The organism is Streptomonospora sediminis, assembly GCF_054778995.1.
Genome location: NZ_BAAGYZ010000112.1, coordinates 1 through 13,171, shown reverse-complemented (window position 1 = coordinate 13,171; position 13,171 = coordinate 1). Strand labels below are relative to the sequence as shown.

14 protein-coding genes are annotated in these 13,171 nt (G+C 71.9%); 6 read left to right on the top strand and 8 right to left on the bottom strand.

Translation table 11 applies throughout. The features are described from left to right. Nucleotides 1–6 precede the first annotated feature (6 nt). Entirely contained in the window at nucleotides 7–351 is a 345-nt protein-coding gene (locus ACYVD5_RS21480; protein ID WP_461002910.1) for a hypothetical protein, read from the bottom strand. 159 nt (nucleotides 352–510) lie between these two features. Here ACYVD5_RS21480 and ACYVD5_RS21475 point away from each other — a divergent pair, with 159 nt between their 5' ends. Then, complete coding sequence (locus ACYVD5_RS21475) at nucleotides 511–1,035, top strand: GNAT family N-acetyltransferase (RefSeq protein WP_461002909.1); 525 nt, start codon at nucleotides 511–513, stop codon at nucleotides 1,033–1,035. 181 nt (nucleotides 1,036–1,216) lie between these two features. Here the strand turns inward: ACYVD5_RS21475 and ACYVD5_RS21470 are convergent, their stop codons facing one another. After that, on the bottom strand, nucleotides 1,217–2,431 hold the full coding sequence (locus tag ACYVD5_RS21470) for an ROK family transcriptional regulator (RefSeq protein ID WP_461002908.1): 1,215 nt from the start codon (nucleotides 2,429–2,431) through the stop codon (nucleotides 1,217–1,219). A 261-nt stretch (nucleotides 2,432–2,692) separates the two neighbouring features. On the opposite strand from ACYVD5_RS21470, the gene ACYVD5_RS21465 reads away from it, so the two are divergent. The 5 genes from ACYVD5_RS21465 to ACYVD5_RS21445 all read left to right on the top strand — a co-directional run bounded on the left by ACYVD5_RS21465 (nucleotide 2,693) and on the right by ACYVD5_RS21445 (nucleotide 8,182). After that, nucleotides 2,693–3,979 (top strand): extracellular solute-binding protein, encoded by a 1,287-nt coding sequence (locus ACYVD5_RS21465; RefSeq protein ID WP_461002907.1) that lies wholly within the window; start codon nucleotides 2,693–2,695, stop codon nucleotides 3,977–3,979. 77 nt (nucleotides 3,980–4,056) lie between these two features. After that, entirely contained in the window at nucleotides 4,057–5,055 is a 999-nt protein-coding gene (locus ACYVD5_RS21460) for a carbohydrate ABC transporter permease (RefSeq protein WP_461002906.1), read from the top strand. Next, nucleotides 5,052–5,981, top strand: a complete 930-nt coding sequence (locus ACYVD5_RS21455; protein ID WP_461002905.1) for a carbohydrate ABC transporter permease — start codon at nucleotides 5,052–5,054, stop codon at nucleotides 5,979–5,981. The genes ACYVD5_RS21460 and ACYVD5_RS21455 overlap by 4 nt, the downstream gene beginning before the upstream one ends. 128 nt (nucleotides 5,982–6,109) lie before the next feature. Then, on the top strand, nucleotides 6,110–7,567 hold the full coding sequence (locus tag ACYVD5_RS21450) for a glycoside hydrolase family 3 protein (protein WP_461002904.1): 1,458 nt from the start codon (nucleotides 6,110–6,112) through the stop codon (nucleotides 7,565–7,567). A gap of 162 nt (nucleotides 7,568–7,729) precedes the next feature. Next, nucleotides 7,730–8,182 carry an RrF2 family transcriptional regulator gene (locus ACYVD5_RS21445; RefSeq protein ID WP_461002903.1) on the top strand — a complete coding sequence of 151 codons (453 nt, stop codon included), beginning with the start codon at nucleotides 7,730–7,732 and terminating at the stop codon, nucleotides 8,180–8,182. Nucleotides 8,183–8,242: 60 nt separating this feature from the next. On the opposite strand, the gene ACYVD5_RS21440 is transcribed toward ACYVD5_RS21445, so the two are convergent. The 6 genes from ACYVD5_RS21440 to ACYVD5_RS21415 all read right to left on the bottom strand — a co-directional run. Continuing rightward, nucleotides 8,243–8,710 carry a Dps family protein gene (locus tag ACYVD5_RS21440; protein ID WP_461002902.1) on the bottom strand — a complete coding sequence of 156 codons (468 nt, stop codon included), beginning with the start codon at nucleotides 8,708–8,710 and terminating at the stop codon, nucleotides 8,243–8,245. 237 nt (nucleotides 8,711–8,947) lie between these two features. Continuing rightward, entirely contained in the window at nucleotides 8,948–9,307 is a 360-nt protein-coding gene (locus tag ACYVD5_RS21435) for a helix-turn-helix domain-containing protein (protein ID WP_461002901.1), read from the bottom strand. Between the two features lie 158 nt (nucleotides 9,308–9,465). Further along, nucleotides 9,466–9,981 carry a CinA family protein gene (locus ACYVD5_RS21430; RefSeq protein ID WP_461002900.1) on the bottom strand — a complete coding sequence of 172 codons (516 nt, stop codon included), beginning with the start codon at nucleotides 9,979–9,981 and terminating at the stop codon, nucleotides 9,466–9,468. Beyond that, nucleotides 9,981–10,577 carry a CDP-diacylglycerol--glycerol-3-phosphate 3-phosphatidyltransferase gene (gene pgsA, locus ACYVD5_RS21425; protein WP_461002899.1) on the bottom strand — a complete coding sequence of 199 codons (597 nt, stop codon included), beginning with the start codon at nucleotides 10,575–10,577 and terminating at the stop codon, nucleotides 9,981–9,983. Before pgsA ends, ACYVD5_RS21430 begins: the two co-directional genes overlap by 1 nt. Continuing rightward, nucleotides 10,574–12,022: a 30S ribosomal protein S12 methylthiotransferase RimO gene (gene rimO / locus ACYVD5_RS21420; protein ID WP_461002898.1), complete on the bottom strand. Its 1,449-nt coding sequence runs from the start codon at nucleotides 12,020–12,022 to the stop codon at nucleotides 10,574–10,576. Before rimO ends, pgsA begins: the two co-directional genes overlap by 4 nt. Nucleotides 12,023–12,194: 172 nt before the next feature. After that, nucleotides 12,195–13,171 (bottom strand): DUF4115 domain-containing protein (locus ACYVD5_RS21415; RefSeq protein ID WP_461002897.1); only part of this gene is annotated, 977 nt, incomplete at its 5' end.

The following is a 13,171-nucleotide window of genomic DNA, read 5'->3' as shown; positions in this document are numbered from 1 at the left end:
GCCGGGTCAGGGGTCGGCGGGGTGCCTGGACCGTTTGCACTTGGTGCACCGGCGGTTGCTGACGGGGTCGGTCGTGCCGCAGCAGGTGCAGATCCACGTGTCGGCGGGGTGGTGTCCGTGCCGGATGTCGTCGAGGAGCACCCATTCGACCTTGATTTCGCGGCGGGTGCCGAACCGGCGGGGCAGCGGTTTCTTGCAGTTCCAGCAGTCGGCGAGGAAGCCGCGGTCGGCGTTGACGGCCGACTGGCAGTGGGGGCATGCCGCGAGCCGGAGCAGGGCGTGGCCGTCGTTGCCGGGGGGCACGGCGACCCGGGTGCCGTGTACCGCTCGTCCCCGTTCGACGTTGTCCATGCTCGGCAGGTTATCGGGGTGTTTCGGGGCGACGCAGCAGAACCGGCGCATCGCGGCGGTTGCGGGGCCGAGCCGGGGAAACCGGTTGGCGCGGGCGGTTGCGGCGGCGCGAGGATGGGGCCCGCTGATACCGCCGAGTCCGCCCGCTGCGAGGTATTGATGTCCGCTCCCCTGGTACCCGTCCCGATCCGGCCGATGCGTGCGGATGAGACCGATGCGGTTGCGGAGGTGAGCCGGGCCGCTGGAGCGCTGTTCGCCGAGGCGGGGTTGGTACTGCCGCCCGATGATCCGCGGGAGGTACTGGCGAGTGCCCGCTGGGTGCTGGTCGCCTGCGAGCCGGTGCGGGCGTTCGCGGCGGTGGAGGTGTTGGACGGGGCGGCGCACTTGGCGGAGTTGGCGGTGCACCCCGACCACGGGCGCCGGGGTGTGGGCACCGCCTTGGTGGAGGCGGTGTGCGGGCTCGCCGGCAGCGAGGGGTTTGCCGCGGTGACGTTGACGACCTTCCGCGACCTGGCGTGGAACGCGCCGTGGTATGCGCGGCGGGGCTTTGCCGAGCTGGCGCGGGCCGAGTGGGGGCCGCAGTTGTGCGAGCAGTGGCGGCGCGAGGAGGCGGCGGGCATCGTGGTGGCGCCGCGGATCGCGATGTGCCGCCGGTTGGCCGCCGCCGGGGCCGGGGCCGGCTGATCAGCGGGCGGGCCCGGACGGGCCGCCCGGCAGGGCGCGGCGGGATGCGGCGGCGCCCCGCTGCACCGCCGCGCCATTGCCCGCGCCGCCCGCTACCTGCCGCCCCTCCCCCGGCCGCCGGAACCGGGCCGCTCCGGCTCGCCGCCGGGCGCCGGTCCGGTCTGCTGTTCCCCGTTGCCGTTCATTCGACGGTGGAGTCGAAGACGTCTTCGCGTGCGTGCTGCAGCGCCGACAGCAGGGCGCCCCGCAGTACCGGCGATTGGACCCGGCCGACGCTGACCTGGGGTGCGTTGGGTCCGATGCGGGCGGCGGCTCCGGCGACGCGCCGGGCGAGGTCGTCGCCGCCGCTTTCGGCGACCTCGCCGCCGAGTACGACGAGGCCGGGGTCGAGCACCACGCAGACCGCCGCCACGCCGCGGGCGATGCGTTCGGCCAGCTCGTCGAGGAAAGCGTCGCCGGCGGACCCGGCCTCGCCGGCGGCGGCAAGGATGTCGCCGACGGTTTTTCCGCTGTATCCGTGCGACTCGCCCAGTGCCCGGATCTCCTGGGCGCCGACGAGCGCTTGGAAGCCGTGGGCGATGGTGGGCCGTTCGGATGTGCGGCGCAGTGACTGGTAGCCGCCGGGCAGGCCGACGTCGCCGGGCAGCGGCGCGCCGGGAACGGGCAGGTAGCCGATTTCGCCGGCGCCGCCGGTGGCGCCCCAGTGGATGCGGTCGTCGAGCATGATCGCCATGCCGACGCCGCCGCCGGCGCCGAGCCAGATGAGGACGAAGTCGGAGGTGTCCTCGCCGGCGCCTTCGGCGTGTTCGGCCAACGCGGCGAGGTTGACGTCGTTTTCGATCCGGACCGTGGGGCCGAGTTCGGCGCGCAGTGCCCGGAACGCGCCTTCGAGCCAGCTGTGCAGGTCGAAGGAGAACCGGACGCCGCCCGTGCGGGGGTCGACGACGCCGGGTGTGCCGATGGTGCAGGAGCTGAGGAGTTCCGGGGTGACTTCGCAGGTCTGCAGGAGCCGGTTGACGGCGTTGCGGACCTGTTCGACGGGGTCGCCGGTGTCGGAGGGGTCGAGGGAGAACTCGCCGGCGACGTGGCCGGTGATGTCGGCGAGCGCGCCGGTGACCTCGGTGGCGCGGATGTCCAGGGCCAGGGCGTAGGCGGCGGAGGGCACGACGGCGTAGAGGGCGGCGTTGGGGCCGCGCCCGCCGGCCTGGCTGCCGACGACGTGTACGAGCCGGCGTTCTTCGAGGCGGGCGAGCAGTTGGGAGGCAGTGACCTTGGACAGGCCGGTCTCCTGGCCGAGTTGGGTGCGCGTCATCGGCCCCGACGCGAGTAGGAGCTCCAGAGCGGCCCGGTCGTTGAGTTGGCGCAGCAGGCGCGGAGTCCCAGGACGTCGAGACATAACCGTGACACCCCGTTCTCTATCCATTAGGAAAGTTTCTTGTTAGTTTAACGCCCAATCCGCGGAGCCACCGCACCGACACCTCCTCTACAGTTCCGCGGCACCCGCCGGACAGGGCGGAGACAACAACACAGTGCTATCCCAGCACACCTTGCGAACAGACGACGAAGCCCGCACCGCGCTTGCAACCGACCAAGAGATGTCCGGGGGCGTCCTCTCGACGCAACGTCGCGCGTGGCAACGCGTGAAGGGAGATACACCATGAGACCGGTGAGAACCGCAGCCCTTTCGACCGCGGTGCTGCTCGCCGCCACCGCCTGCGGCGGAGGCGGCTCCGAGAGCGGCGGGTCGCAAGCTCCCGACAGCCTGACCGTGTGGGTGATGGGCACCGCCCAGAAGCCCATCGAGAAGTACTTCGACACCGTCGAGGAGCGCTACCAGCAGGACCACCCCGGCACAAAGGTCGAGGTGGAGTTCATCCCCTGGCCCGACGCCCAGCAGTCCATCAACAACGCCCTCGCCGGCGGCGACGCCCCCGACGTGCTGGAGGTCGGCAACGACCAGGTCGCCAACTGGGCCGCCCAGGGCGCCGTCATGGACATCACCTCGCGCACCGCGGACTGGGGCGCGGTGGCCGACATGGACCAGGCGGCGGTCGACTACGGCAAGTACGACGGCTCGCAGTACGGCATCCCGTGGTTCGCCGGCGTACGCACCCTGTACTACCGCGCCGACTGGCTGTCCGAGATGGACATGGAGCCGCCCGAGACCTGGGCGGAACTGGTCGAGGTCGCCAAGGCCATCGAGGAGGAGCAGGGCGTGCCCGGCTTCGCCGCGCCCACCGACTTCACCAACGGCATCGCCAGCTTCATCTGGAGCAACGGCGGCAAGATCGCCACCCGCGAGGGCGGCGAGTGGCAGGCGCAGCTGTCCTCCCCCAAGACCCGCGAGGCCATCGAGTTCTACGCAGGGCTGACCACCGAGGAGAAGACCTCACCGCAGTCCTACGTCGGCGAGAACGAGCTGGTCCCGCTCGCCGACATGGCCAACGGCGAGGTCGGCATGTACATCGACGGCGGCTGGGCGCTGACCTCGATGGAGGAGCAGGCCCAGGACCCCGCGGTGCTGGACGAAATCGAGGCTGCGCCCATCCCCGGAGCCGACGGCACCGCCCCCGCCTTTGCGGGCGGTTCGGCGCTGACCCTGTTCGCCACCACCGAGCACCCCGATGCCGCATTCGAGCTGCTCCAGGTCATGGGCGACAAGGAGGGCGGCCGGGGCTACGCCGATGCGGCGGGCTACTTCCCCGCCTACCCCGGGATGCTCGACGACGAGTCCTACCAGTCCGACCCGGTCACCGCGGCCGCCGCCGAGCAGATGAAGAAGACGCAGTTCTTCCCGGCGACACCGAACTGGAACGCCGCCGACCAGGACGGCAAGATCCTGCCGAGCGCCGTGCTGGAGATCGTCAAGGGCGGGGACCCCGGCAAGGTCCTGGAAGAGGCCGACAAGGAACTGGCCGAAGCGCTGAACAAGCCGGTCGCCTGAGCATCGGCCCCGGTAAGTGCCGGGGCGGCGACCACCCGCGCGCCGCCCCGGCCCCGACCTGAATGCGGAGTCCTGCCATGGCACAGACCGCTGAAGCGGTACGGGCCGATCCCCCGCCGCAGCCGCCGCAGGGCGGCGGGAGCGGGCCCGGCCGTCCGCGCCGCCGCCGCAGAGTTCCCACGCCCTACCTGCTCATCGCGCCGGCCCTGGCCGTCCTGGCACTGGTGCTGGTGTGGCCGGTCGTGCAGATGGTGTGGAACTCGCTGCTCGACTTCACCGTCCGCAATCTGCTGCCCAACGCGCCCGCGCCGGAGTGGAACGGGTTCGCACACTACCGGCGCCTGCTGGGCGACCCGGAGTTCTGGACCATTCTGCGCAACACCGTGGTGGTGTGCGTGCTGATGGTGGGGATCACCATGGTGCTGGGCACGCTGGTGGGCATCCTGCTGCACAAGCTGCCGCGCTGGTTCTCGGTGACGGTTTCGGTGGGCATGATGCTGGCCTGGGCCACCCCCGCCATCAGCGCCTCGCTGGTGTTCCGCTGGCTGTTCCTGCCCGAGCGCGGCCTGGTCAACGTGGCATTGGACCGGCTGCCCGACCAACTGGTGGGCGGCGGCTGGCTGGACTACAACTGGTTTCTGGAACCGGTCTCGCTGTTCAGCGTGCTGATCCTGGTCATCGTGTGGCAGTCGTTCCCGTTCATCGCGGTATCGGTGCTGGCCGGGCTGAAAAGCATCCCGCACGAGCTGTACGAAGCCGTGCGGGTCGACGGCGCCGGCGGCTGGCGCTCGTTCTGGAGTGTCACGTTCCCGATGCTGCGCCCGCTGTTCGCGCTGCTGCTGGTGCTGCAGGTCATCTGGGACCTGCGGGTGTTCACCCAGCTCTACATCCTGGCCAACAGCTTCCAGAACAAGTCGGTCTATCTGCTCTCGTACTACATCTACCAGCAGGGGTTCTCGGCGAGTCCGGCCAACTACGGCATGGGGTCGGCGATCGCGGTGGTCATGACCGTGCTGATCCTCGCCGTCACCGCCTACTACCTGCGCATCATGATCCGCCAGGGGGAGACCCGATGACCGCGACAGCGAGGGCGGCCGCGGCGCCGCCCGCCCCGCGGCGCCGCCGGCGCCGCACGTCAGTCCCGGCGCTGCTGCGCAGGGCGGGCCTGTACTGCGCCGGCGCCGCCGTCTTCCTGTTCGCGGTGTTTCCCGTCTACTGGATGGTGGCGACCGCGTTCAAACCGGTCGGCGAGATCTTCGCCAAGAACCCGCGGCTGTTTCCGGGCACGCTGACCTTGGAGCACTTCGACCGGGTCCTCAACGGCCAACTGATCCCCGGTGTGGATTTCTGGGAGTTTTTGGCCAACAGCCTTGCCGTCACGCTGGGGTCGGTCGCCGCCGGCGCGGTGCTGTCGCTGCTGGCCGCCGTTGCGGTGGCCCGGTTCCGGTTCCGGATGCGCAGCGCGTTCATCGTGCTGCTGATGGTGATCCAGATGGTGCCGGCCGAAGCGCTGATCATCTCGATCTTCATCAATTTCCGCCGGTTCCAGGACGCCACCGGGTTCCAGATGCTGGGCAACCTCGCGGGCATCCTCGTCGTCTACACCGCGGTCTCGCTGCCCATCACGATCATGATGCTGCGCGGCTTTGTGGCGGCGGTGCCCAAGGAGCTGGAGGAGGCGGCCGCCATCGACGGCGCCGGCCAGTGGACGGTGTTCTGGCGGGTGCTGATGCCGCTGGTCGCGCCGGGGCTGGTGGCCGCCAGCATCTTCGCCTTCATCACCGCCTGGAACGAGTTCATCGTCGCGCTGACGTTCCTGGGCCGCAGCACCGAGGAGTACACGCTGCCGCTGACGCTGTCCTACTACTTCGGCCGTTTCGGCACCGAGTGGGGCGCGATCATGGCCGCCTCCACGCTGCTGACTCTGCCGGTGATGGCGTTTTTCCTGTTCGTCCAGCGCCGCATGGTCTCCGGTCTGACCATGGGCGCGGTCAAGGGCTGAGTCCCGCGCCGCGCCCCGGCCGCGAAGCCGGGGGCGGGGCCGTACCTGCCCCTGGTGCGCCCCGCCCCCGCCGGGCGAGCGCCCGGCAGCGCCGCCATCGTCCTCGCCTTTCGTGAAACGGAGTCTTCATGCCCGCAGATCCGCACCTGGATCGCCTCGCCAACGCCACGCTGCTGGTGCCGTTCGAGTCCCAGGACGCCCCGCGGTGGGTGCTCGACGGTATCGCCGGCGGTATCGCCGGTGTGTGCCTGTTCCACAACAACATCGCCGGGCCCGAGCAGGTGGCGGGGCTGAACGCCAGGCTGGCCGAGGCGGGCCGGGCCGCGCCGCCGCTGATCGCGTTGGACGAGGAGGGCGGCGATGTCACCCGCATCGGCCAGCACCGGGGCAGCGGCTATCCCGGCAACGCCGCGCTGGGGGCGGTCGACGACACCGGCCTGACCCGGGCGGTGCACCGTTCGCTCGGGGCCGAGCTGCGCGAGCTCGGTTTCACCCTGGACCTGGCGCCTTCGGCCGACGTCAACACGGTGGCGGAGAACCCGGGGATCGGTACGCGCTCCTTCGGCGCGGACGCGGAACTGGTGTCGCGCCACACCGCGGCCGCGGTCGCCGGGCTGCAGGAGGGCGGGGTGGCGGCCTGCGCCAAGCATTTCCCCGGCCACGGCGCCACCCACCAGGACTCGCATCTGGAGCTGCCGGTGATCGGCGCCGACCGGGACCTGCTGTTCGATCGGGAGCTGCGCCCGTTCCAGGCGGCCATCGGCGCGGGCGTGCGCAGCATCCTGACCGCGCACATCGAGCTGCCCGAGCTGGGGTTGAGCGGGCCGGCGACCCTGGCGCCCAGTGTGGTGACGGATCTGCTGCGCACCGAACTGGGGTTCGAGGGCGCCATCGTCACCGACGCGCTGGAGATGGACGGTGTCAGCGCCCGCATCGGGATCCCCGAGGCCGCGGTGCGGGCCCTGATCGCCGGCTGCGACCTGCTGTGCCTGGGCAGGTTCGTCTACGCCGAGCAGGTGGAGCGGGTGCGGGCCGCGGTGACCGGCGCCGTGGCCGAAGGGCGGCTGAGCGGGGAGCGGTTGGAGGAGGCGGCCTGGCGCACCGCGCAGTTGCGGTCCTGGACGGCCCAGCGGTCCGCGGCCCGGCCGTTGGGCGGCATCGGCCTGGATTCGGCGCGGCGGGCGGTGCGGGTCGAGGGCGAGGTGGGCACGCTGCGCGATCCGGTGGTGGTGGAGATCGACGCCCCCGCCGGTATCGCGGTGGGCGAGGTGCCCTGGGGGTTGTCGCCGTGGTTTCCCGGTACGCGGCGGCTCGATGCGGCCGCCGCCCGCTCCTCCGACGTGCTGGCCGCCGCCCGGGGCCGCGACCTGGTCGTGGTGGTGCGCGATGCGCACCGCTACCCCGACACGCGGGCGCTGGTCGCCGAGGTGTGCGCGGCGCTGCCGGAGACCGTGGTCGTGGAGATGGGCCTGCCGGTGTGGCGGCCGCAGTGCCGTGCGCATATCAGTACCTACGGCGCCGCCCGGGTCAACGGGCAGAGCGCCGCCGAGCTGCTGGGGGCGCCGGCGGGCGCATCGGTAGGCTGAGGGCGGGAGCGGGCGCCGGGCGCCCGCTCCCCGGCCGGGCGCTTGTGCGTCCCTGTCACCGATTCCCGGTAGGAGAAGTACAGATGCAGGTCAACGCAGCCGCTCCGCCACTCCGCGCACCCGCTGGCGCGCGAACCGCGCGTTTCACGGCATAATCGCAGCATGCGCCTTTCTGCCCGGGTCGATTACGCATTGCGTGCCGCGGCCGAGCTCGCCGCCGCCAGCGGCGGCCCGGTGACGGCCGAACAGCTTGCGCGCGCCCAGGCCATCCCCGGTAAATTCCTGGAGAACATCCTTACCCAGCTGCGCCGCGCCGGCCTGGTGCGCAGCCAGCGGGGGCCGGTGGGCGGCTACTGGCTTGCCCGCTCCCCCGCCGATATCTCGCTGGCCGATGTCATCCGGGCCGTCGACGGCCCGCTGGCCAACGTGCGCGGCGAACGCCCCGAACACGTCGACTACGACGGTGCCGCACGCAGCCTGCAGCAGGTGTGGATCGCGCTGCGGGCCAGCGAGCGCTCCATCCTGGAGAGCGTGACCTTGGAGGACGTCTCGACCGGCAAGCTGCCGCCGACCGTGCGCACCCTGTCGGAAGACCCCGACGCCTGGGCCAGTTGAGCGGGCCGGCGCACGCCGCGAACCGATCGGGGCGTGCGCCGGCCGGGCGCTGCGCGGGCCTCAGCGCATGGCCTCGAACATCCAGTGCTGCTGTTCGAGGTCCTCGGCCGCCGCGATGAGCCGGTCCTGGGTGACCGGGTCGGTCTCGCCGGTGGTGTCGATGCGTTCGCGGAAGCGCCCCACCAGGCCGCTCAGGGCGTCGGTGACCACCGCGATGACCTTGTCGTCCTGCAGGTAGCCCGGGTCGGGCTGGGATATGCGGGTGTCGCTTGCGACCTTCACCGACCGCCCGTCGGGGTTGACGCCGATCGCGACGGCCCGCTCGGCCAGCACATCGGTGTGGTTGCGTGCGACGTCGACGAGTTCGTCCAGCTGCAGGTGGACCGATCGGAACGAGCGCCCGACCACGTTCCAGTGGCACTGCTTGGCCGCCAGCGACAGGTCGATGAGGTCCACGACCGATCCTTGCAGCGCCTCGCCGGTGGTCTTGCGCGCGCTGTCCGCAAGCGGTCCGTGAATCTTCGTCATGGCGATCATCCCCCGATACGACGTTGCTGCCTGCCGGGTACCCGCTGCCCCGCGGACCGGGCCGGAAAACGCCCGTGCGGTGCTGAGCGCAACCGCGGCCGGCGCCGGCCGGGGCGGGGCCCGGCCCCAGCGTGCTCAGCGGATGCGAAAAGGCGCCGACCGCGGGATTTGCGGCCGGCGCCTTCGCCGTTTGCGCGCCGTGGGGCCACGGGCGTGGGTTCAGGGGTTGGGCGGGCGTTAAACACCCACCATGTCGACGACATCGGGGACACGGTCGGGTACCGAGTCGATGCCCAGGTGCTCGGGGGAAGGGACGGAATCGGCCGGGACCGATCCGCTGAGCAGTGCGGCCTCCTGCAGTTCGGCGAGAGCGAGGTGGTCGGCGACCTCGCGCAGCACCTGGGAGAGCGGTACGCCCAACGCTCCGCAGATCGAGGAGAGCAGTTCGGAGGAGGCCTCCTTCTGCCCGCGCTCGACCTCGGACAAGTACCCCAACGACACTCGTGCATCGGCCGACACCTCGCGGAGGGTGCGGCCCTGTCGCTGCCTCAGCCGCCGTAGCACGTCACCAGTCAGGTGACGAAGCAGGACCATCATTCGCGCTCCCTCCCACCGGTAGCGACCTTCATAAAAAACACCGTACCTGTCTCTGGCCCGATCGTCGCACCTCACGGCTTCCTGTTCGCTGCAGGGATAACACGATCTTGGTGACGGTTTGTTCCCTGGAACGGCCTGTTGGAACTGCACGGCGGCCGTTATTTGCCCGTGATAGCAGCCACTTCGGCGGCGAGCAGGCGAAGTGCCTGTTCAGCGGTTTCGGCGCGGATGGCCGCCCGGTCGCCGGTGAGATCGAACTCGCCTCCGCGGCAGCGGCCGCCGGGAACGCAAACGGCGGCGTAGACGGTGCCGGCGGATTTCCCGTCCTGGGGGTCGGGTCCGGCGACGCCGGTGACGGCGAGGCCGTAATCGGCCGCCAATCGGGTGCAGGCGCCCTCGGCCATTGCGCGGGCGACATCGGGGTCGACCGCGCCGCGTTCGGCCAGCAGGCCGCCGGGGACGCCCAGCAGTTGCGTCTTGAGGTCGGTTGCGTAGGCGACGACGCCGCCGCGGTAGAGCGCCGAAGCGCCGGGGACGCTGGTCAGCGCCGCCCCGATCAGGCCGCCGGTCAGCGACTCGGCGGTTGCCAGGGTGGCGCCGGCCGCCGCGAGCTCGGCCAGCGCCGCAGCGGCGGCCTGGGCGCCGGGCAGCGGCGCCTGCGCCTCCGCGTCCATCAGGCCGCGGAGTCCGGTGTGCGGCTGCCGCGCAGCCGCACCGCCTGCACGACGTAGTCGGCGCCGGTCCACAGGGTGACCGCAACGGCGGCGGCCATGGCCGCGTGCGCCACGATCATCAGCGGGTCGGGCAGCGGGAACAGGTAGATGGAGATCGCCACGATCTGGATCACGGTCTTGAGCTTGCCGCCGCGGCTGGCGGGGATCACGCCTTGGCGGATCACGGCGAAGCGCAGCAGTGTGATGCCGAGTTCGCGCACCAGGATCGCGGCGGTGACCCACCACCACAGCTCGCCCAGCATCGACAGCACCACGAGGGCCGAACCGGTCAGCGCCTTGTCGGCGATGGGGTCGGCGATCTTGCCGAAGTCGCTGACGAGGTTGCGCCGCCGGGCGAGCTCTCCGTCGACGCGGTCGGTGATGGCGGCCACCACGAACACCGCAAAGGCCGCGAAGCGCCAGGCCGGGTGGTCGAGGAACATGAACGCGACGAACAGCGGGACCATCACCAGCCGGCTGAGGGTCAGCACATTGGCGATGTTCCACAGCGGGACGCGGTCCGGCGCGGGGGCGGGGGCGGAGTCGTCGGGGCTCATCGCGCTACCGCGGTTTCGCCGGTGGCTTCGGCGACCAGGTCGGCGCCCATGGCTTGGGTGACCGTGGCCTCGACGAGGTCGCCCACGGCCAGGTCGGCGCCGAACACGATGGTGCTGCCGTCGACCTCGGGCGCCTGATGGGCCGAGCGGCCCTCGTAGGCGCCGTCCTCGAGCTCGGACTCCACGAGCACTTCGACGGTGGAGCCGACACGCTCCTCGGAACGTTGCGCCATGAGTTCCTCCGCTAGCCGGTTGAGGGCGTCGGCCCGTTCGGCGATGGTGTCGTCGGGGAGCTTGCCCTCAAGCCCGGCGGCTTCGGTGCCGTCTTCGTCGGAGTAGCCGAACAGGCCGACGGCGTCGAGCCGGGCCTCCTCCAAAAAGGCGGTGAGTTCGGCGACGTCGGATTCGGTTTCGCCGGGGAACCCGACGATGAAGTTGGAGCGGACCCCGGCCTCGGGCGCGGCCGCGCGGACGGTGGCCAGCAGCTCCAGGAACCGCTCGCGGGAGCCGAAGCGGCGCATCCGGCGCAGCAGCGGTTCGCTGGCGTGCTGGAAGGAGAGGTCGAAGTAGGGCACCACGCCGGGGGTGGAGGTCAGCACCTCGACCAGGCCCGGCCGGATCTCGGCGGGCTGCAGGTAGCTCACGCGTACCCGCTCGATGCCCTCGACGCCGGCCAGTTGCGGCAGCAGGTGTTCCAGCGCCCGCAGGTCGCCGAGGTCCTTGCCGTAGGAGGTGGAGTTCTCGCTGACCAGGAAGAGCTCGCGTACGCCCTGGCCGGCCAGCCACTCGGCCTCGCGCAGCACGTCGTCGGGGCGGCGGGAGATGTAGGCGCCGCGGAAAGCGGGGATCGCGCAGAAGGTGCAGCGGCGGTCGCAGCCCGAGGCGATCTTGAGGTTGGCCAGCGGCCCGCCGGCCAGCCGGCGCCGCGGGATGCGCGGCCCCGATGCCGGTGCCACGCCTTCGGGCAGCGGCGTGAGGGGGTCGACGGGTGCGTGCCCGGGCACGTGGGCGTCCTGGCCTCCGGGGCGCTCGACCGGGGAGATCGGCAGCAGGGTGCGGCGGTCGCGGGGTTCGTGCGGGGTGAGGCTGCGGCCTTCGAGGACATCGTCGAGGCGCTCTGCGATGCCGGTGTAGTCGTCGAAGCCGATGACCTGGGCCTCTGGCAGCTCCTTGGCGAGTTCGGAGCCGTAGCGCTCGGCCATGCAGCCGGCGGCCACCACCTTGGTGCCGTCTTCGGCGGCGGAGAGCAGCGCGTCGATGGAGTCCTGTTTGGCCGCGTCGATGAACCCGCAGGTGTTGACCACGACGACGTCGGCTTGTTCACCGCCGCCGGAGTCGACGAGGTCCCATCCGCCCGATTCCAGGCGTCCGGCGAGTTCCTCGGAGTCGACCTCGTTCCGAGCGCAGCCGAGTGTGACGAGCGAGACTTTGCGGCGCGATGACATGGCTTCCAAGAATGTGGGGAGCGGATCGTGGGCGGGACTCCCCGCCCCTCCCAGGGTAGGTCCTCTTCCCGGCGGTTTGGGACTCTGCCCGCTCCCGGCTGGGTTCCTTCGGCGGCCGGGGGCGCCGGCCTGCGCCGGGGCGGCGGATGCCGGCGGTGGCGCGGTCGGCGACTCAGACCAGGTCGGTGGCCGAGTATGTGATGTGGGCCACGCGTGCCGACGATGCGGGAGCGCCGCGGTGGTCGCCGTTGACCGTGACCCGCACCGCCGAAGCCTTGCCCAGGTGCAGCCGCAGCTCGTCGGGGTCCTTCCAGGCGCGCACCGTGCCCTTGTCCAGTACTCCGGTGAAACGGTTGCGGCCCTGTGCATCGACGACCTGCAGCCACACCCGCTCGGTTGCGGCGATGGTGAGGTGGACCGCCTCGGCCTTGCGCTCGCCGGCGACGACACCGCTCAGGCCGGCGCCGCGGTCGGCCGCCCCGCTCGGGCTGAGCGGCCCGGTGTCGGCGGATACGGGTGCGGACGCCGGTGCGGACGCTGGTGCGGATGCCGGTGCGGAGGCGGACGCCGGTGCGGACGCCGACGCAGGCGCGGACTCAGGCACAGGCACAGATGGGGGCGCCGACGCGGATGCGGGCGCCAGCGTTGGCGCGGGTCCGGCGGCTTGACCGACCCCCGGGTCCTCACGCTCGAAAAAGGGGCCGATGCCGCCGCTTTTGCCTAAACCGCCCTCGGGCCAGGAGACCGCCGCGGCGGCAACCGCCGCCCCGGCGATGACCGTGACCACCGCCAGCGGCCACGAGCGGCGCGCCGCGGCGATGGCCGCCGACAGCAGGGAGGCCGTGCGCCCGCGCCGCTGCGCGGGGACCCGGTCGCCGCCCGTCTCCGCTGTGCCTGCGGTGCCGGTGCCCTGTTCGGCGCGGTCGGCACCATCTGCAGCGCCGCCGGTGCCTCCGGTGCCTCCGGTTCCGGGGGCGCCGCCGGCGGAGTCGCGGTGGTCGGCGGGCGCGGGCCGGCCGTGCTTTGCGCGGTGGGTCGGCTCAGCGGCGCCGCCCGTGTCGGCCCCGCCGGTGCCGGCGCCGTGCTGCTGCCCGGTGTGCCCGGTGCCCTGGGCGCCGTGCGCGCCCTGCCGGCGCCCGGCCTCCTGCG